Origin of the sequence: Streptomyces sp. NPDC051214, from assembly GCF_040682375.1 — a bacterium.
Classification (GTDB): domain Bacteria; phylum Actinomycetota; class Actinomycetes; order Streptomycetales; family Streptomycetaceae; genus Streptomyces.
This window is the reverse complement of sequence record NZ_JBFBAT010000011.1, coordinates 107,783-125,519: the sequence shown is the minus strand read 5'-3', so window position 1 is coordinate 125,519 and position 17,737 is coordinate 107,783. Positions and strand designations below refer to the sequence as shown.

Below are 17,737 nucleotides of genomic sequence, written 5' to 3'. Positions count from 1 at the left end.
CGTAGCAACGACGTATTCGCTAAGACGATACGTATCGTCTCGCAAAGCCCTCGTGCCGTCAACCCGCCAGACCCTGCCGGACCCGTCTAGAACCCTCCGCCCCCGAAGTCCCCGCCACCCCCGCCGAAGTCCCCGCCCCCGAAGCCGCCTCCGAAGTCACCGGGGTCGAAGTCCGAGCCCGAATAGTCGCCGCCCTCGTACCCGGCGCCCGCTCCCCCGCCGAAGTCGCCGTAACCGCCGCCGTAGTCCGCCGCGTACGCCGGGCTCGCCATCATGCCGCCCAGCATCGTGCCGACCAGCAGGCCCGGCAGCATGCCGCCGCCGAAGTAGCCGCCGGCCCAGGGGCCGTACGCCGGGCCCGCCTCCCAGTACGGCCGCCGCTCCCCCGACTCCGTGGCCACCGTCCGGGACATCGGCTCCTCACCGTCCGCGAGGCGCGTCGCGTCCGCCAGGCAGACCGGGACCGTCCGCTCGGCCCCGCCCGGCGGCGCCCACGGGGCGTCCTTCACCGACGGGCCGTGCCGCGGGTCGAAGAAGCAGGGGGCGCGGCGCTCCGGCAGCGCGCGGCCCTCCCGTCGTGCGGCGAGCAGGGCGAGCGAGAAGCGGCCGTCCTCCAGGGACTGGGTGACGGCCCGCACCTCCTCGGGGCGCTCCGCGGCCGCCATGAACGACTTCGCCTTCTCGTACGAGTCGAGGGCCCGTTCGTAGTCCGCGCGCATCGCGTCGTCCGCACCGGCCTCGGCGGGGTGGAAGTCGAGCCGGTCCAGCTCCTCGCCGTACGCCGTGATGTCCTCGTCCACCACGACCCGCAGCTTCTCAAGCGCGACGCGCTGTTCCTCGGCCTTGCGCCGCCGGTTGCGCCGGACCACCGCGTACGTGGCGCCGCCGCCCGCGACGAGCACCGCGCCGACGCCGATCAGCGCGCCGACGGGGGTGCCGCTGTCGGAGCCGCCGGCGTCCCAGGAAGCAGGCGCCGAGCCGCGGGCGTCCTTCACCGCCTGGTCGACGAAGGCGTTGAGCTGGGTCTTGGTGTCGCCCTCGTCCCCGTACGTCGCGACGAGGTTCGACACGGCCGCGTTGCTCAGCACCGCAGGGTCGGCCTTCGCGTCGAACGCGTCGCCGAGCCGGATGCCGTACACACCCGTCACGCCGGTCTCGGTGCGCAGCTTCTGGAAGAGGCCCTGTTGGGGGAAGTCCGCGGGAAGGACCGCCACGAAGACCGGTTTGTCGGCGTCCTTGATCTTCTCCGCGATGGCATCCGCATCGGCCCCGGACAGCTGGCCCGAGGCGGCCGGATCCACGTACACCGGGCTCTTCTCCCAGGCGTCGGCCACAGCCGGGACACTGGTGGCGGCCGCGGCCCCGGGCGCCGCCGTGAACGACACGGCACCCAGGGACACGAGAAGCCCGGACAGTGCGACAAATATTCGCTTCGCCCCATTGCTCATACTTCGAAGCTAACTCAGCCGGGCCCCCGACGGCGGTCCGTGACCGCCTGATTTACGGCGACTACTCCACCGGCTCGACGCCCGCCCGCAGCAGACCGAAGGTGTAGGCGTCCTCCAGCGCCTGCCACGACGCCGCGATCACGTTCTCGGCCACGCCCACCGTCGACCACTCGCCGTCACCGTCGCTGGTGGAGATCAGCACCCGGGTCGTGGACGACGTGCCGTGCTTGCCCTCCAGGATGCGGACCTTGTAGTCGACCAGCTCCATCTTGGCGAGCTGGGGGTAGATCCGCTCCAGGCCGACACGGAGCGAACGGTCGAGCGCGTTGACCGGGCCGTTCCCCTCCGCCGTGGCGACGATGCGCTCACCCTTGGCCCACAGCTTCACGGTCGCCTCGTTCGCGTGCGTGCCGTCGGGCCGGTCCTCGACGATGGCCCGCCAGGACTCGACGCGGAAGTAGCGGCGCGCCCGGCCCTCGACCTCCTCGCGGAGCAGCAGCTCGAAGGACGCGTCGGCGGCCTCGTACGTGTATCCGCTGAGCTCGCGCTCCTTGACCCGCTCCACGACCCGGCCCACCAGCGCCCGGTCGTCGCCCAGGTCGATCCCGAGCTCCTTGCCCTTGAGCTCGATGGAGGCGCGCCCCGCCATGTCCGAGACCAGCATCCGGATGCGGTTGCCCACCAGGTCCGGGTCGATGTGCTGGTAGAGGTCCGGGTCGACCTTGATCGCGGAGGCGTGCAGGCCCGCCTTGTGGGCGAAGGCCGACACGCCGACGTACGGCTGGTGGGTGGAGGGCGTGAGGTTCACGACCTCGGCGATGGCGTGCGAGACGCGGGTCATCTCGCGCAGCGCGCCCTCGGGCAGGACCCGCTTGCCGTACTTGAGCTCGAGGGCGCCGACCACGGGGAAGAGGTTGGCGTTGCCGACCCGCTCGCCGTAGCCGTTGGCGGTGCACTGCACGTGGGTGGCACCGGCGTCGACGGCGGCGAGGGTGTTGGCGACCGCGCACCCCGTGTCGTCCTGCGCGTGGATGCCGAGCCGTGCGCCGGTGTCCGCGATGACCGTGCCGACGATGGCCTTGACCTGGGCGGGGAGCATGCCGCCGTTCGTGTCGCACAGGACGACGACGTCGGCGCCCGCCTCACAGGCCGTGCGGACGACGGCTTTCGCGTACTCCGGGTTGGCGCGGTAGCCGTCGAAGAAGTGCTCGCAGTCGACGAAGACGCGCCGCCCCTGGTCACGGAGGTAGGAGACGGTGTCGCGCACCATCTCCAGGTTCTCCTCCAGGGTGGTGCGCAGGGCGAGCTCGACGTGCCGGTCATGGGCCTTGGCGACGAGCGTGATGACCGGGGCGCCGGACTCGAGCAGGGCGTTGACCTGCGGGTCCGTGGCCGCCGAGCCACCGGCGCGGCGCGTGGCGCCGAAGGCGACGAGCTGGGCGTGCCGGAAGGTGATCTCTTGTTGGGCGCGGGCGAAGAACTCGGTGTCGCGGGGGTTGGCGCCCGGCCAGCCGCCCTCGATGAAGCCCACGCCGAAGTCGTCCAGGTGCCGGGCGATGGTCAGCTTGTCCGCGACGGTCAGGTTGATTCCCTCGCGCTGCGCGCCGTCGCGCAGCGTGGTGTCAAAGACGTGGAACGCATCGTCGGGTGTGCTGGTTTCCGTCATGCTGATCTGGCTCCTGTGTCGGATCTCGGTCTACCGGAATGACCGGCTCCACCGCCTCAATGATCCCCCGCGCTCCGCGTCCGGCTGATGTTGGGCCAGGAAACGAAAAAACCCCTCGTGGGTACGAGAGGTTTGCGCGCGGGTCTGAGAGACGACGGTGTCCGCCCGTACATGGTGGTACGAGACGGTCACTGCGGACCGGCGCGCCTGCTGCCAATAATCATGGCGAACGAGAGCACGGTGGCAGCCTGCCACAGCCCGCACACACCGCGCTGCCCCGTCTCACGATGCGGGCGTACGTGGACGTCCTGGGACACCTCGACGCGGGCGACCTCGACGCGGGCGACGCGTGGCGCGCGCCGCCCGCGTGACGGTGAGGTGTCAGCGCACGTGGCGCACGAAGGTGTCGTAGCCGTCGTTCGTGTCGCCGCTCAGCAAGGTCGCGTCGCCGCTGAGGAAGGCGATGCGGCGGGCGTCCGCCGAGATGCCGCCGGGAGCCACCTCCGCCGAGGCCGCGCCGCCCGTGGTGTCCGGCGTGACGAGCGTGGTGCCGCCCTTCTTCAGGTCGCGCAGGTAGACGGGCCACTCCTTGCCGTACTCGGCGCCGGCTTCGGTGAGTTCCGACACGAACGTCAGATGGCGGCCGTCGGCGCTGATGGCCGGCGAGCGGCTGTAGGCCTGGCCGGGGCCGCCCTGGGTGCCGTGGATGCGCCGGTTCTCGCCGGACGCGAGGTCGTGCACGAAGACGTTCCAGGCGCCGTCGTCGTCGTTCGGGACGAGGTGGGTGTCACGCGACTCGAAGACGACCGTGCGCCCGTTGCCGCTGATGGACACGTCCAGGGACTCCTTCTCCGTCTTGGAGCCGTCGTGGGAACGGTCGACCTGCGTCACCTTCCCGGTCCCGCGGTCGCGCACCCAGAGGTCGCTCCAGTCGTCGCCGCGCGGGCCGTTGACGAAGGAGGTCGCGTACGCGATGCGGCGGCCGTCGTCGCTGACGGTCGGCGAGTGGGCGTTGCGCTCCCCGTCGCCGCCCGTGTACGGGTGGCTGATCCTCTCGGTGGTGCCGGTCTTCCGGTCGCGCAGGAAGACCGCCGTGCCGTCGAACTGAGGCCCGTCCGTGCTGAACACGGCGTACCGGCCGTTCGCGCTCAGGGAGACGCCGCCCGCGCTCTCCCCCGGGTAGCCGTCGGGCAGTTCGACGTCGAGACGCTCGAACTTCTTGGTCCTGCGGTCGTAGAGCCGGACGTCGGTCACCGAGTAGGCGTCCGCCGGGCTGGTGATCATGGCGACGTAGCGTCCGTCGGCGCTCAGCGAAGGGCTCCTGACGTCGCGCCCTTCGAGCGTGATCCGCTCGGTCTTCCGGGTACGCAGATCGCGTACGAAGATGTCGTTCAGGCCGTTGGTGTCGCCCGCGGCCAGGTCGGTGGCGGCGGAGTCGAAGGCGGCGTACCTGCCGTTGCGGCTGATCACGGCCCCCGCCGAGCGGTCATCGGCGGCCTTGCCGTCGGCCGTGACGCTGATGCCCTCGGTGCGGGGCGTGTCGGCGGCGGGCGCGGCGAAGGCGGCGGGCAACGTCGTGGCGGTGACCGCCGCGACGAGTGCGGCGGCGGCCAGGGCGGCGCGGCGCTTGGTGCTGTGCATGGTGCTGTACATGCTTGATTCCCCCGTGGTCGATCACAGTGCGGTGCGGAGGGACCGAGGTCCCACGGGGATACAAGCGCACCATCAGGAAACACACAATCCGCAGAAATGCGTACAACCTAGACGGGGTTATCCGGGTCTTACGAGGGTCCTACGAGGGACTTACGAACCTGAGCCGAGCGCTCCGTCCAGGAACTCCCGTACGTGGGCCAGGATCTGGTCACGACCCGTGCCGCGCAGACCGATCGCCACATGGATGGAGAAGCCGTCGAGCAGCGCCCGCAGCCGGGCGGCGAACCGGTCGGGGTCCAGGGCGCGGAACTCGCCCCGCGACACGCCTTCGGCGAGCAGCGCCACCAGGTCGCGGTGCCAGGCGCTCTCGATGGCGGCCTGCCGGTCGCGCTCGTCGTCGTCGGCGTTCAGGGAGCGGTTCCAGACCTCGAGCCAGAGCGTCCAGTGGGGGTCGCCGGGGGCGTCGGGGACATACAGGTCGACGTACGCGTCGAGCCGCTCGCGGGCGGTGCCCTGCCGGGCGAGCAGCCGGCCGCGCTCGGCGCCGAGCGCGGACTCGCTCCACTCCAGGGTGCGCAGGAGCAGTTCGTCCTTGGTGCGGAAGTAGTAGAGGAGGTGGCCGCTGCTCATGCCGACCTCGCGGCCGAGCGCGGCCATGGTCAGCTTCTCCAGGCCGCGCTCGGCGATCATCTCCATGGCGGCGGCGAGGACGTCCTCGCGCGGTGGGGCGTTCTTCCGCGCGCGGGCCTGGCCTGCCATTGCGTTCTCCTTGATCACACCTTCGGCTGCTGCTGGGTGATGCAGTGGATGCCACCACCCCCGGCAAAGATCGTACGGGCGTCGACGAGCGTCACCGTACGGTCGGGGAAGAGGCCGCGGAAGATGCCGGCCGCGAGCTCGTCGTGGGGGTCGCCGAAGGCGCACAGGACGACGCCGCCGTTGCAGAGGTAGTGGTTGATGTAGGAGTAGTCGACCCAGCCCTCGTCGTCCTTCAGGACGGTCGGGGCGGGCACCTCGACGATCCGCAGGGTGCGGCCGCGCGCGTCCGTCTGCCCGGTCAGGGCGGCGACGACCTCCTTGCTGACCTCGAAGTCGGGGTGGGCGGGGTCGCGCTGGGAGTGGACGAGGACGACACCGGGCGCGGCGAAGGCAGCGACGATGTCGACGTGGCCGAGGGTGCCGAAGCCGTGCCCGGGGTAGTCGGCGGTGAGGCCGCGCGGCAGCCAGATCGCCTTGGTGGTGCCGAGGCGGGCGTGGATCTCCGCCTCGACCTGCTCCTTGGTCCAGCCGGGGTTGCGCTCGGGGCCGAGCTGCACCGTCTCGGTGAGCAGGACGGTGCCCTCGCCGTCGACGTGGATGCCGCCGCCCTCGTTCACCAGCGTCGAGGGGTACGTCCGGGCCCCGGCGAGGTCGGCGACGTACGCGCCGATCTTCGCGTCGTGGTCCCAGCGCGCCCACTCCTGGGCGCCCCAGCCGTTGAACGTCCAGTCGACGGCGGCAAGGCTGCCCTTTCCGTCGGTGAGGAAGGTCGGCCCGATGTCCCGCATCCAGGCGTCGTCGAGCTCCCGCTCCACCACCTCGATGTCCGGGCCGAGGAGCTCGCTCGCGTACGCGGACTGCGCGGGTCCGCAGACCACGGTGACCGGCTCGAAGCGGCGTACGGCCCGTGCGACGTTCGCCCAGGCGAGGCGGGACTCGTCCAGGCCCGAGGGGTCGTCGAAGGTCGGGTTGGGGCACGGCCACGCCATCCAGGTGCGCTCGTGCGGGGCCCACTCGGCGGGCATGCGGAAGCCGTCGGCGGCTGCGCTCATGACGTACGTCCTTAGAGGAAGTAGAGGCGGTTGAGGGAGACGGAGTCCGCGGGCTCGGAGCGGACCGGGTCGCCGTCGAGCGTGACCAGGCCGGAGCGCTGGTCGACGTCGACGGAGCCGGTGCGGGAGTTGAGGCGCAGGTCGGCGGGCCCGATGCCGCGGGTGCCGCGCACGGCGACCCTTCTGCGGCGCGTGGGCATCTTGTCGTTGCCCTGGTCGACGGCGGCCTGGGCGACGAAGGCCACCGAGATGTCGGCGGGCGTCGAGCCGTACGCGCCGAACTGCGGGCCCAGGACGAGCGGCTCGCAGGTGTCGGTCGCCGCGTTCGGGTCACCCACGACGCCATAGGCGGGGAAGCCCGACTTCAGGACCAACTGCGGTTTGGCGCCGAAGAACTCGGGCCGCCAGAGCACGATGTCGGCCATCTTGCCGACCTCGATGGAGCCGACCTCGTGGGCGAGGCCGTGGGCGATGGCGGGGTTGATGGTCAGCTTGGCCATGTAGCGCAGGACGCGCGCGTTGTCGTCGCCGTCACCGTCGCCCTCCATGGGGCCGAGCTCGGCCTTCATCTTCCCGGCCATCGCGAAGGTCCTGCGTACGGTCTCGCCCGCGCGCCCCATGCCCTGCGCGTCGGACGAGGTGATGCCGATGGCGCCCAGGTCGTGAAGGACGTCCTCCGCGCCCATGGTCCCGGCGCGGATGCGGTCACGCGCCATGGCCGCGTCGCCCGGCAGGTCGGTCTTCAGGTCGTGGACCGAGACGATCATGCCGTAGTGCTCGGCGACGGCGTCGCGTCCGAAGGGCAGCGTGGGGTTGGTGGAGGAGCCGATCACGTTGGGCACGCCCGCCATCTTCAGGACGTTCGGCACGTGTCCGCCGCCGCACCCCTCGATGTGGAAGGCGTGGATGGTGCGCCCTTCGAGGACCTTCAGGGTGTCCTCGACGGAGAGGCACTCGTTCAGTCCGTCGCTGTGCAGGGCGACTTGCACGTCGTGCTCTTCGGCGACCCGCAGCGCGGTGTCGAGCGCACGCGTATGGGCGCCCATGTCCTCGTGCACCTTGAAGCCCGATGCCCCGCCCTCGGCGAGCGCCTCGATCAGCGGGGCGTCGTGCGAGGACGAACCCCGGCCGAGGAAGCCGATGTTGACCGGCCAGGCGTCGAAGGCGTTGAACGCGTGCCGCAGCGCCCAGGGCGAGTTGACGCCGACGCCCCACACGGGCCCGAATTCCTGACCGATGACCGTGGTGACGCCGGAGGCGAGCGAGGCCTCCATGATGCGCGGCGAGAGCAGGTGCACGTGGGTGTCCACGGCTCCGGCGGTGGCGATGAGCCCTTCGCCCGAGACGATGGACGTGCCGGTGCCGACCACCACGTCGACCCCGTCGAGGGTGTCCGGGTTGCCCGCGCGCCCGATGGCGTGGATGCGGCCTTCCCTGATGCCGATCGACACCTTGCGGATGCCCTGCACGGCGTCGATCACCAGGACGTTGCTGATCACCACGTCACAGGTCTCGCGGACCGCGGCGGCCTTCAGGTGCAGCCCGTCGCGGGCGGTCTTGCCGAACCCGGCGAGGAACTCCTCGCCGTACTTCTGCGCGTCGGACTCCACCCGGACGGTCAGGCCCGAGTCGCCGAGCCTGACGCGGTCGCCGGCCCGGGGGCCGTGCGTGGCGGCGTACTCGTACGGGGTGAGGCGGCGCGGTTCCGCGGGGTGGCCTCCGGGGCGGCTCATCGCTCGACCTCCTGCTCAGTGGTTTCCGGTGTGCCGAGGTAGCCGCAGGCGGCGGCGCGGCGCAGGGCCTCTTCGCGGGCACCCGGCGCGTCCAGCGGCCCGTCGACGAGGCCGGCGAATCCGATCGCGATCCGTTCGCCGCCGATCGGAAGCAGCCCGACCTCGGCGCTCTCGCCGGGCCCGAAGCGGACCGAGGACCCGGCGGGCACCGCGAGCCGCATGCCGTACGCGGCCGGGCGGTCGAAGTCGAGCCGGGGATTGGCCTCGAAGAAGTGGAAGTGCGAGGTCACGGAGACGGGCACGGTGGCGGTGTTGTGCACGGCGATCGTCGCGACAGGCGCCGGCTCCTCGTGCTCGGCACCGGGCAGCAGCGCCCCGGGCGCCTCGCTGCCGAGCCCCGCCCCGAGGGGCTGCGAGACGACCGCGAGCCGGGACCCGTCGTCGAAGACTGCCTCCACATGCACCTCGGTCACCACATCCGCGACGCCCGGCAGGACGTCGTCGGGCCCGAGGACCGAGCGGGCCCGGTCGATCGCCTCGGCGAGCCTGGCCCCGTCGCGGGCCGCCTCGCACACCGTGTCCGCGATCAGGGCGGTCGCCTCGGGGACGTTGAGTCTGAGGCCGCGCGCCTTGCGGGCCCTGGCAAGCTCGGCGGCCCCGAAGAGCAGCAGCCGGTCGCGTTCCGTGGGGGTAAGCCGCACGCCACCACACCTCCATCGTTTGACCAACACTCTAACCATGAGATTGATGCGACGGAAACATTGACGTGTGAGCTTGACTCAGGTCACATTGAGCGGCACTCAAACAGTCGTCCGGCAGCCTGTGTGCGCAGGCGGCCACGATCGAGCGTCAGGGGCACCCTCATGCCGATAGAACAGCGCGGAGTCGACACCATCCCGGACGGGGAACGCACCAGCGGCCCCCGCGATCTCATCTCGATCCTGCTCGGCTCCAACCTCTGCCTGGGGGTGATCGTCTTCGGCTGGCTGCCGGTGTCGTTCGGCCTCGGCTGGTGGGCGTCCGTCACCTCGGTGGTGGCGGGCACCGTCATCGGCACCGCCCTGACCGCGCCCCTTGCCCTGGTCTCGCTCCGTACGGGCACGAACCTGTCCACCTCGTCCGGAGCCCAGTTCGGCGTGCGGGGCCGCCTGGTCGGCTCGGTCGTCGGCCTCCTGCTGTCCCTCGGCTACACCGCCCTGACCATCTGGATCGGCGGCGACGTGATGGTGGGCGCGCTGCACCGCCTGACGGGGCTTCCCGCGAGCGGCCTCTCGTACGGGCTCGTGTACGCGCTGCTCGCCGCCGCCACGGTGGCGGGCGCCGTCTACGGCTACCGGGTGCTGCTTCGCCTCTCGCGCATCCTCGCGGTCGGCATGACGGCTCTGCTCGTCCTCGGGGTGGTGGCGTACGCCCCCGACTTCACGACGTCACCGCTCCCCGACGCGGGCGGCTACCTCCTCGGCTCGTTCTGGCCGACGTGGCTGCTGGCCCTGGTGGCGGCGGGCCTGAGCGGCCCGATCGCGTTCATCACGCTCCTGGGCGACTACACGCGCTACGTCTCCCCCGCACGCCACACCTCCCGTACGGTGCTGCGGGCGTCGTGGGTCGGCCTGCTCGCCGGGCTCCTCGTCCCCCAGCTCTTCGGCACGTTCACGGCGTACGCGGCGGGGGCGGCGCTCGACTACGCCGGGCCGCTGGTCTCGGCGGCCCCGGGCTGGTACCTGGTCCCGCTCCTCCTGGCCGCCTCCGCGGGTTCGGTCGGCAACGCGGGCCTGATGCTGTACTCGATGGGCCTGGACCTCGACGCGATCCTGCCGCGGGCGTCGCGGGCCCGCGCGACGTACACCGTGGCGGTGGTCGCCACGGGGTGCGTGTTCGTGGGGCACTACGCGTGGGAGGCGCAGGACGCGATGACGTCCTTCGTCCTGCTCCTCACCGCCATCGGCACACCGTGGGCGGTGATCACCCTGATCGGCTTCGTCCGCTGCGGGGGCACGTACGACGCGGAGGCCCTCCAGGTCTTCAACCGCCGTTCCCGGGGAGGGATCTACTGGTACCGGGCGGGCTGGAACATCCCGGCGACGGTGAGCTGGGCCCTGGGCGCGGTGGTCGGCCTCGCGGCGGTCTCGCTCCCCTCCTACGAGGGGCCGCTGCTCTCCCTCACCGGTGGGGTGGACTGCAGTTTCCTGCTGTCGGGCCTTGCGGGCGGCCTGGCGTACGTGGTCCTGGAACGCCGAAGTGCGCCCGAACCGGCGGGTGAACCCGCGGTCGGCGTGCCGACGCCGTAGACGCAAAGCGGCCGGGCCCGGAAGGCTTGCTTCCGGGCCCGGCCCTCGCGGTCCTACTGGGTCAAGACCTCAGCCGAGGTCATGCATCCAGCCGTGCTTGTCCTCCGACGTGCCGCGCTGCACGTCGAGCAGCGCCTCGCGCAGCTTCATCGTGACCGGGCCCGGCTCGCCGCCGCTCTGGGTCCACTCGCCCGAGCGGCACTTGACCGTGCCCACGGGGGTGATCACCGCGGCCGTGCCGCACGCGAAGACCTCCGTGAGGGTGCCCTCGGCCGTGTCCGCCTGCCACTGGTCGATCGAGACCCGCGACTCCTCCGACTTGTAGCCGAGGTCCTGGGCGACCGTGAGCAGCGAGTCGCGGGTGATCCCGGCGAGCAGCGAACCGGTCAGGGTCGGGGTGACGATCTTGTCCCCGTACACGAAGTACAGGTTCATGCCGCCGAGCTCCTCGACCCACTTGTGCTCCACGGCGTCCAGGTAGGCGACCTGGTCGCAGCCCTTCTCCGCGGCCTCGGCCTGCGCGAGCAGGGACGCCGCGTAGTTGCCGCCGGTCTTGGCGTCGCCCACGCCACCGGGGACGGCCCGCACGCGGTCCTCCGACAGCCAGATGGAGACGGGCTTGACGCCGCCGGGGAAGTACGCGCCGGCGGGCGAGGCGATGACGATGAAGAGGTACTCGTTGGCGGGCTTCACGCCCAGGCCGACCTCACTGGCGATCATGAAGGGGCGCAGGTAGAGCGACTCCTCGCCGCCGTGCGCGGGCACCCACGCCTTGTCCGCCTTCACCAGCGCGTCGCACGCCTCGATGAACGTCTCGACCGGCAGCTCCGGCATCGCGAGCCGCCGCGCGGAGCGCTGGAAGCGCTCGGCGTTGGCGTCGGGGCGGAAGGAGGCCACCGAGCCGTCGGGCTGCCGGTAGGCCTTCAGGCCCTCGAAGATCTCCTGCGCGTAGTGCAGGACGTTGGTCGCCGGGTCGAGGGAGAGCGGGCCGTACGGCACGAGCTGGCCGTCGTGCCAGCCGCGGCCCTCCGTCCACTTGATCGTCACCATGTGGTCGGTGAAGTGGCGGCCGAACCCGGGGTTGGCCAAAATCGCCTCGCGCTCCGCCTTGGACAGCGGGCTCGAGGTGGGCTTGAGCTCGATCGTGGGTGTCGGCGTCGTCGTCATGAGTACTAGTCCTTCACGGTGTGATGGTGACGGACCGCGCTCACGCCAGTACGTGTCGTACTAGGACGTCCGAGCAACCCTGCATTCCGCGGCCCCACGTTCGATTATCGCTCGCGTGGCGCCGAGGAAGAAACAGCGTGAATGCGGCCCAGGGGTCGATGGTGGCACCCGGAGCCGCATACGAGAAGCCGCCGGGTGGTGAACCAGACCCGGCGGCTTGTGTGCAAGAGGATGAGCTGCCGGGTCAGTCGGCTACTCGTACGGCGAGCGCGTCGCCGATCTGCTCGGTGGTGCGGACCGTGTCGCCGCGCTCCGCCAGGTCGGTGGAGACGGCGGTCTCGATGCGCGCCGCCTGGTCCTCGTAGCCGAGGTGACGCAGGAGGAGCGCGACGGACAGGACGGTGGCCGACGGGTCGGCCTTGCCCTGGCCCGCGATGTCCGGCGCGGAGCCGTGCACGGGCTCGAACATCGACGGGAACTCGCGGCTCGGGTTGATGTTGCCGGATGCCGCGACGCCGATGCCGCCGGAGACGGCGGCCGCGAGGTCGGTGATGATGTCGCCGAAGAGGTTGTCGGTGACGATCACGTCGAAACGGCCCGGGTCGGTGACGAGGTAGATCGTCGCGGCGTCGACGTGGATGTAGTCGGTGGTGACGTCGGGGAAGTCCTTCGCCACCGCGTTGAAGACGTTCGTCCAGAGGTGACCGGCGTAGGCGAGGACGTTGTTCTTGTGGACCAGCGTCAGCTTCTTGCGCGGGCGGGCCTGCGCGCGGGCGAAGGCGTCACGGACCACGCGCTCCACACCGAAGGCGGTGTTGACGGAGACCTCGGTGGCGACCTCGTGCGGGGTGCCCGTGCGGATCGAGCCGCCGTTGCCCGTGTAGGGGCCCTCGGTTCCTTCGCGTACGACGATGAAGTCGATCTCGGGCTGGCCCTTGAGCGGGGTGGCCACACCCGGGAGCAGCTTCGAGGGCCGCAGGTTGACGTGGTGGTCGAAGAGGAAGCGGAGCTTCAGCAGGAAGCCGCGCTCCAGGACGCCGGACGGGACCGAGGGGTCGCCGATCGCGCCGAGGAGGATCGCGTCGTACTGCTTGAGGGCCTCGACGTCGGCGTCGGTGAGGGTCTCACCGGTCGCGTGGTAGCGCTTGGCGCCGAAGTCGAACTCCTTGGTCTCCAGCTTCACATCCTGCGGGAGGACGGCGTTGAGGACCTTGAGCCCCTGGGCCACGACTTCCTGGCCGATTCCATCACCGGGGATCACTGCGAGATTGATGCTGCGAGACATGCCAGCAGCGTACGCGTCGTCCCAGGGGATGACACACGCAGTCCGGCATGCGGACACCCCTGGTCACGCCATGGGTGCGTCATCACATGGCCACCCGCCCTTCACCCGCAGGCCTGGCGGGAGTGGGGAATCACCGGGAAGGTGCAGGGACATGGACACCCCCAACGTCGGCATACCGGAGCGGCTCGCGGCCGGGATGAGCATGCCGGAGCAGCACGAGTACCTGCGCAAGAGGCTGTCCCGGCGCAAGGTCCTCGCCAGTTCGTTCGCCGCGGCAGGGACGGTCGGTGGCATCGGCCTGCTCGCGGGCAGTTCGGGCGGCTCGGGCGACGCCCAGGGCGGGAGCGCGTCAGGGTCGAGCCCCCTCACCGCGGCTTCCGCGCGGTCCGCGCCGGTCAAGGTCGACGGCAGGCTGGTGGCGCCCTTCGCCCGGCATCTCGCCTTCGGGGCCGACCCCAAGACACAGATGCGGGTCTCCTGGCAGGTGCCGTTCGCGGTCAAGTCCCCTTATCTGCGGGTGGGACCGAAGCCCTGGGAGCTGAGCCGGAAGATCGAGGCGGAGGTGCGCGACCTGCACACCCCCTCCCTGTCGAAGAAGCTGCCCGCGGTCGAGCAGTACTACCTGCACGCGGCCCTCGACGGCCTGCGGCCCGGCACGACGTACTACTACGGGGTCGGCCACGAGGGCTTCGACCCGGCGTCGCCCGAGCGCATGGCGACGATCGGCACCTTCCGCACGGCCCCGGCGACGGCGGAGAAGTTCGTCTTCACGGCCTTCGGCGACCAGGGCGTGAGCTACGACGCGCTCGCCAACGACCAGTTGATCCTGGGCCAGAATCCGTCCTTCCATCTGCACGCGGGCGACATCTGCTACGCGGACAGCACCGGGCACGGCAAGGAGTCCGACACGTACGACGCACGCGTGTGGGACACCTTCCTCGCGCAGACGGAGTCCGTGGCGAAGTCGGTCCCGTGGATGGTGACGACCGGCAACCACGACATGGAGGCGTGGTACTCCCCGAACGGCTACGGCGGGCAGTCCGCCCGCTGGTCGCTGCCGGAGAACGGCTTCGACCCCGTGCAGGCGCCGGGCGTCTACTCCTTCACGTACGGCAATGTCGGCGTCGTCGCGCTCGACGCGAACGACGTCTCGTACGAGATCCCGGCCAACAAGGGCTACACGGACGGCAGGCAGACGGCGTGGCTGGACAGGCGCCTCGGCGAGCTGCGGGCGGACGAGACCGTCGACTTCGTCGTGGTCTTCTTCCACCACTGCATGTACTCGACGGCGACGCACGGGTCCGACGGCGGGGTGCGCGACGCGTGGCTCGAGCTGTTCACCAGGCACCAGGTGGACCTGGTGATCAACGGCCACAACCACGTGTACGAGCGCACCGACGCGATCAAGGGCGGCGAGGTCGGCAAGCCCGTGCCGGTCGGCGCGTCGACCGATCCGACGCGCGACGGCATCGTGTACGTCACCGCGGGCGGCGCGGGCAAGGACCTCTACAGCTTTCCGGCGGGCGTGAAGGACAGCTACGAGGGCCATGTCGACGACCGGGATGCGGTCAAGTCGTTCCACTGGACCTCGTCGCGCCTGCACGCTCCGGACACCGTGGCGTGGTCACGGGTGCGGTACACCGGCTTCTCGTTCCTCGCGGTGGAGGTGACGGCCGGCGCCGACCCGAGGCTGACGGTCTCCGCGCTCGCCGAGAGCGGAGAGCGCGTGGACCACTTCGAGGTGGTGCGCGGTAAGTAGGGACTCGAAAGCAGGCTCAGGGGGCGGGCGGGTCAGTGACCCGTCTCGCCGCCGTTGTCCCTGCGGTCGAGGGCGCGCTGCAGGGCTGCGGCGGCCTTCCTGCGGTCGGCATCGCTGGTACGGGAGGCGTGGCGGACTCGGCGTGCGGTCGTCTCGGCCATGGGGGATCCACTCCTTGAGGGAAGCGTGTACTTCGAGACGCCGGAAGGGCGGGGAGCGGGGAGCCGCAGGGGTTGCCTGCACGGGGCTCCGGCTCACGACCGCCATTCGCTTGATCGAGCGAGACGTTCGGCTCCTACAAAGCTAAGCGAGGACGGAGCGTCTGTCTCCACAATTACTCGGACTTCCTACTATCTGAGACGGCCTTCTTCCGCGGCCCCTCCTCTGGAGGCCCTGAGCTCGCGGATGAGGGCACGGACAGCGGCCGTGGAGGCCAGCTCAGGCGTGGTGACGTAGCCCACGGAGCGCGACGGGCGCTCCGGACCGAGATCGGTGATCTCGATTCCGTCCGGTGCTCCGTTCAGTGAGAGCGCGGGCATGATCGCCATGCCGTGACCCCTGCTCACCATCGAGAGCACCGCTCCGTCGTCCTCGGTCAGCACCGTCGCCTTCGGGATCCAGTCCTGTCCGGCCCACCACTGCCGGGTGTAGGAGCCGCAGTTCTCGTGCCAGTCCACGAGGGGCAGGGAGCGCGGGTCGGGGTGTCCCGCCGGGTGCACCAGCGAGTAGGGCTCCTCGATGAGTACGTCACCGATGAGTCCGGCGGGCACCGGCGAGGTCGCCCCGATCGTCGCGATGCCCACGTCCGCCCGCCCCTGAGCGACCTCGCCCGCGGTCCCGGCCCCCAGTTCGCGCACCACGCGCACCTCCGGTTCGATGCCGGGATGGCGGGTGGTGAGCCGCTCCAGGACGGGCGGCAGCAGATGCAGGGCCACGCTGCGGAACGCGGCGATGCGCAGCACTCCCGCGACCGTGCCCTGTGCGGCGCCACGCGCCTCGGCGGCCAGGGTGTCCAGGAGCCGCAGGACGCGCCGGGCGTGGGCGGCGGCGGCCACGCCGGCCGGGGTCGGGGTCGCTCCCTTGCGGCCGCGTTCGAAGAGCACCGCCCCGATCTTGCGTTCCGTCCCGCGGACGGAGTGCGAGACCGCGGACTGGGTCACCCCGAGCGCCTCGGCCGCCGCCGAGAATCCGCGCTCGCGGTCGACGGCCACGAGGATGCGCAGTTCGTGCGGCGCCAGGTCGGTGGCGGCGGTGGTCGCGTTCGGCGTTCCGGCAGCGCTCATCGGGGGTCCCACCTGCTTCTATGAGGGCTCTTCATGGTTCGGGGCGTTCCATGAGCGCAACCCACTCCCCCGCCCCCGCATTCCTCCGTACGGTCACCGCCATGACCGAGACCGCGCTCACCGTGCACCAGACCGCCCGCCCCCACGGCTTCCCCACCCGCGACCACTTCGCCTTCGTGGAGTCGGCGCTGCCCCGACCCACGCCGGGCACCGCCCTGGTGGAGAACCTGTACTGGTCGGTGGACCCCTACCACCGCGAGATGATGGACGGGGACTTCGCCCTGAACGCGCCCCTGGAGGGCCGCACCCTCGGCCGCGTCATCGAGTCCCGTGACCCCGCGCTCCGCGAGGGCGAGATCGTCTTCCACCGGCAGGGCTGGCGCACGCACACCGTCGTCACCCCCGATGAGGCGCGCGCCGTCCCCCGCTTCGACGGCGTACCGCTCTCCGCGCACCTGAGCATCCTCGGCGGTACGGGCCTCACGGCCTACGTCGGCCTCACCCGCATCGCCGAACTCCGCGCGGGCCAGGACGTGTTCGTCTCCGCGGCGGGCGGCGGCGTCGGCACGGCCACCGGGCGGCTCGCCCGGCTGATGGGCGCGGGACGGCTCGTCGGCGGCGCGGGCACGGCGGCGAAGGCGGCGTACCTGACGGAACACGTCGGCTACGACGAGGTCTTCGACTACCACGCGGGCCCGACGGCCGAGCTGCTCGCGAAGGCGGCGCCCGAGGGGATCGACCTCTACATGGACAACGTCGGCGGCGAGCACCTGGAAGCGGCGATCTCCTCGCTGCGCGACCGTGGACGGATCGTGCGCATCGGCACGATCGCCCAGTACAACAGCACCGGCACGCCGTACGCCCTGCGCAACCTCCCCGACATCGTCGAGAAGAGCCTGCGCATGGAGGGCTTCCTGGTCCGCGATCACTACGCGGTGCAGGAGGAGTTGTACGAGTTCGTGGTGCCGCATCTGCAGAGCGGGCGCGTCGGGCTCGACGAGACCGTGGTGGAGGGCTTCGGCTCGATCGTGGACGCGTTCCTGGGGATGCTGCGCGGCGAGAACCTCGGCAAGATCATTGTCGCCGCCTAGAAGACGTCCCCGTCACGCCAGTCGATGAGGAGTTCGTGCGCCGGGTCGAGGCCGGCGCCCCACAGGAGCGGGGGTTCCTCGTCCGGCATGGGGACGGCGCCCTGCGGGCCGAGGGTGCCGACCGTGCCCTTCCACCGCTGCCAGCCGCGCCCGAGATAGAGCCGCTCCCCCTCGTCCGACGCCGAGAGCGCGCCCAGCGCGTACGCCCGGTCGATCACCCGCTCCAGGGCGCCCATCACCTGCCCGCCCAGGCCCTGCCGCTGCCGGTCCGGGCGGACGGCGACCGCCTCGACGTAACCGACGCGCAGCGAACGGCCGTCGTGCAGGATGCGGCGCTGCACCACGGAGCCGTGCGCGAGGAGGAGGCCGGAGTCGTCGTGCACCAGGGCGTGCATGCCGCCGAGGCCGTGCTCCCAGTCCTGGTCACTGAAGTCCCCGTCGAACGCCTCGTCCATCAGGGCGCGGGCGGCGCGGAGTTCGGCCGGGTCGATGTCGCAGGTATGGGCCGTACGCAGCGTGGTCACCTCTCCACCGTACTCAGGCCCTGTCTGCG

Annotated in this window: 15 protein-coding genes; 3 read left to right on the top strand and 12 right to left on the bottom strand. The window is 71.1% G+C overall.

Translation table 11 applies throughout. The annotated features are described in order from the left end of the window. Positions 1–86 precede the first annotated feature (86 nt). From AB0M70_RS28120 to ureA, 7 genes are all read right to left on the bottom strand, one after another. Positions 87–1,448 (bottom strand): hypothetical protein, encoded by a 1,362-nt coding sequence (locus AB0M70_RS28120; RefSeq protein ID WP_365824007.1) that lies wholly within the window; start codon positions 1,446–1,448, stop codon positions 87–89. Between the two features lie 61 nt (positions 1,449–1,509). Beyond that, positions 1,510–3,114, bottom strand: coding sequence for a citramalate synthase (gene cimA / locus AB0M70_RS28115; protein WP_365824005.1), 1,605 nt, complete (start codon positions 3,112–3,114; stop codon positions 1,510–1,512). Between the two features lie 381 nt (positions 3,115–3,495). Further along, positions 3,496–4,767 (bottom strand): hypothetical protein, encoded by a 1,272-nt coding sequence (locus AB0M70_RS28110; RefSeq protein ID WP_365824003.1) that lies wholly within the window; start codon positions 4,765–4,767, stop codon positions 3,496–3,498. A 150-nt stretch (positions 4,768–4,917) separates the two neighbouring features. After that, positions 4,918–5,526, bottom strand: a complete 609-nt coding sequence (locus tag AB0M70_RS28105; RefSeq protein WP_365824001.1) for a TetR/AcrR family transcriptional regulator — start codon at positions 5,524–5,526, stop codon at positions 4,918–4,920. Positions 5,527–5,540: 14 nt separating this feature from the next. Beyond that, a complete protein-coding gene (locus AB0M70_RS28100; RefSeq protein ID WP_365823999.1) occupies positions 5,541–6,578 on the bottom strand; it encodes an agmatine deiminase family protein in 1,038 nt (345 codons plus the stop codon). Between the two features lie 11 nt (positions 6,579–6,589). Next, positions 6,590–8,311, bottom strand: coding sequence for an urease subunit alpha (locus tag AB0M70_RS28095; protein ID WP_365823997.1), 1,722 nt, complete (start codon positions 8,309–8,311; stop codon positions 6,590–6,592). After that, a complete protein-coding gene (ureA, locus tag AB0M70_RS28090) occupies positions 8,308–9,012 on the bottom strand; it encodes an urease subunit gamma (protein WP_365823995.1) in 705 nt (234 codons plus the stop codon). The genes AB0M70_RS28095 and ureA overlap by 4 nt, the downstream gene beginning before the upstream one ends. A 162-nt stretch (positions 9,013–9,174) precedes the next feature. On the opposite strand from ureA, the gene AB0M70_RS28085 reads away from it, so the two are divergent. Beyond that, positions 9,175–10,599, top strand: a complete 1,425-nt coding sequence (locus AB0M70_RS28085) for a cytosine permease (RefSeq protein ID WP_365823993.1) — start codon at positions 9,175–9,177, stop codon at positions 10,597–10,599. 69 nt (positions 10,600–10,668) lie between these two features. Here the strand turns inward: AB0M70_RS28085 and AB0M70_RS28080 are convergent, their stop codons facing one another. Together AB0M70_RS28080 and AB0M70_RS28075 are read right to left on the bottom strand one after the other, a co-directional pair. Beyond that, positions 10,669–11,766 carry a branched-chain amino acid aminotransferase gene (locus AB0M70_RS28080; protein ID WP_365823991.1) on the bottom strand — a complete coding sequence of 366 codons (1,098 nt, stop codon included), beginning with the start codon at positions 11,764–11,766 and terminating at the stop codon, positions 10,669–10,671. A gap of 244 nt (positions 11,767–12,010) precedes the next feature. Then, positions 12,011–13,051 carry a 3-isopropylmalate dehydrogenase gene (locus AB0M70_RS28075; RefSeq protein WP_365823989.1) on the bottom strand — a complete coding sequence of 347 codons (1,041 nt, stop codon included), beginning with the start codon at positions 13,049–13,051 and terminating at the stop codon, positions 12,011–12,013. Between the two features lie 151 nt (positions 13,052–13,202). On the opposite strand from AB0M70_RS28075, the gene AB0M70_RS28070 reads away from it, so the two are divergent. Further along, a complete protein-coding gene (locus tag AB0M70_RS28070) occupies positions 13,203–14,810 on the top strand; it encodes a metallophosphoesterase family protein (protein ID WP_365823987.1) in 1,608 nt (535 codons plus the stop codon). 32 nt (positions 14,811–14,842) lie between these two features. Here AB0M70_RS28070 and AB0M70_RS28065 read toward each other — a convergent pair whose 3' ends face one another. Both AB0M70_RS28065 and AB0M70_RS28060 read right to left on the bottom strand, forming a co-directional pair. Further along, positions 14,843–14,971 carry a hypothetical protein gene (locus tag AB0M70_RS28065; protein ID WP_365823985.1) on the bottom strand — a complete coding sequence of 43 codons (129 nt, stop codon included), beginning with the start codon at positions 14,969–14,971 and terminating at the stop codon, positions 14,843–14,845. 189 nt (positions 14,972–15,160) lie between these two features. Next, positions 15,161–16,093: a LysR family transcriptional regulator gene (locus AB0M70_RS28060; RefSeq protein ID WP_365823983.1), complete on the bottom strand. Its 933-nt coding sequence runs from the start codon at positions 16,091–16,093 to the stop codon at positions 15,161–15,163. A gap of 101 nt (positions 16,094–16,194) precedes the next feature. Between AB0M70_RS28060 and AB0M70_RS28055 the strand changes: the two genes are divergently transcribed. Beyond that, positions 16,195–17,184, top strand: coding sequence for an NADP-dependent oxidoreductase (locus tag AB0M70_RS28055; RefSeq protein ID WP_365823981.1), 990 nt, complete (start codon positions 16,195–16,197; stop codon positions 17,182–17,184). Here AB0M70_RS28055 and AB0M70_RS28050 read toward each other — a convergent pair. After that, positions 17,181–17,708: a GNAT family N-acetyltransferase gene (locus tag AB0M70_RS28050; RefSeq protein WP_365823979.1), complete on the bottom strand. Its 528-nt coding sequence runs from the start codon at positions 17,706–17,708 to the stop codon at positions 17,181–17,183. The genes AB0M70_RS28055 and AB0M70_RS28050 overlap by 4 nt on opposite strands. Positions 17,709–17,737 lie beyond the last annotated feature (29 nt).

Coding starts and splice junctions, on each gene's coding strand:
- AB0M70_RS28105 (WP_365824001.1), bottom strand. CDS start 5,526: ATGGCAGGCCAGGCCCGCGCGCGGAAGAACGCCCCACCGCGCGAGGAC.
- cimA (WP_365824005.1), bottom strand. CDS start 3,114: ATGACGGAAACCAGCACACCCGACGATGCGTTCCACGTCTTTGACACC.
- AB0M70_RS28060 (WP_365823983.1), bottom strand. CDS start 16,093: ATGAGCGCTGCCGGAACGCCGAACGCGACCACCGCCGCCACCGACCTG.
- AB0M70_RS28110 (WP_365824003.1), bottom strand. CDS start 4,767: ATGTACAGCACCATGCACAGCACCAAGCGCCGCGCCGCCCTGGCCGCC.
- AB0M70_RS28075 (WP_365823989.1), bottom strand. CDS start 13,051: ATGTCTCGCAGCATCAATCTCGCAGTGATCCCCGGTGATGGAATCGGC.
- AB0M70_RS28065 (WP_365823985.1), bottom strand. CDS start 14,971: ATGGCCGAGACGACCGCACGCCGAGTCCGCCACGCCTCCCGTACCAGC.
- AB0M70_RS28085 (WP_365823993.1), top strand. CDS start 9,175: ATGCCGATAGAACAGCGCGGAGTCGACACCATCCCGGACGGGGAACGC.
- AB0M70_RS28095 (WP_365823997.1), bottom strand. CDS start 8,311: ATGAGCCGCCCCGGAGGCCACCCCGCGGAACCGCGCCGCCTCACCCCG.
- AB0M70_RS28120 (WP_365824007.1), bottom strand. CDS start 1,448: ATGAGCAATGGGGCGAAGCGAATATTTGTCGCACTGTCCGGGCTTCTC.
- AB0M70_RS28070 (WP_365823987.1), top strand. CDS start 13,203: ATGGACACCCCCAACGTCGGCATACCGGAGCGGCTCGCGGCCGGGATG.
- AB0M70_RS28055 (WP_365823981.1), top strand. CDS start 16,195: ATGACCGAGACCGCGCTCACCGTGCACCAGACCGCCCGCCCCCACGGC.
- AB0M70_RS28100 (WP_365823999.1), bottom strand. CDS start 6,578: ATGAGCGCAGCCGCCGACGGCTTCCGCATGCCCGCCGAGTGGGCCCCG.
- AB0M70_RS28080 (WP_365823991.1), bottom strand. CDS start 11,766: ATGACGACGACGCCGACACCCACGATCGAGCTCAAGCCCACCTCGAGC.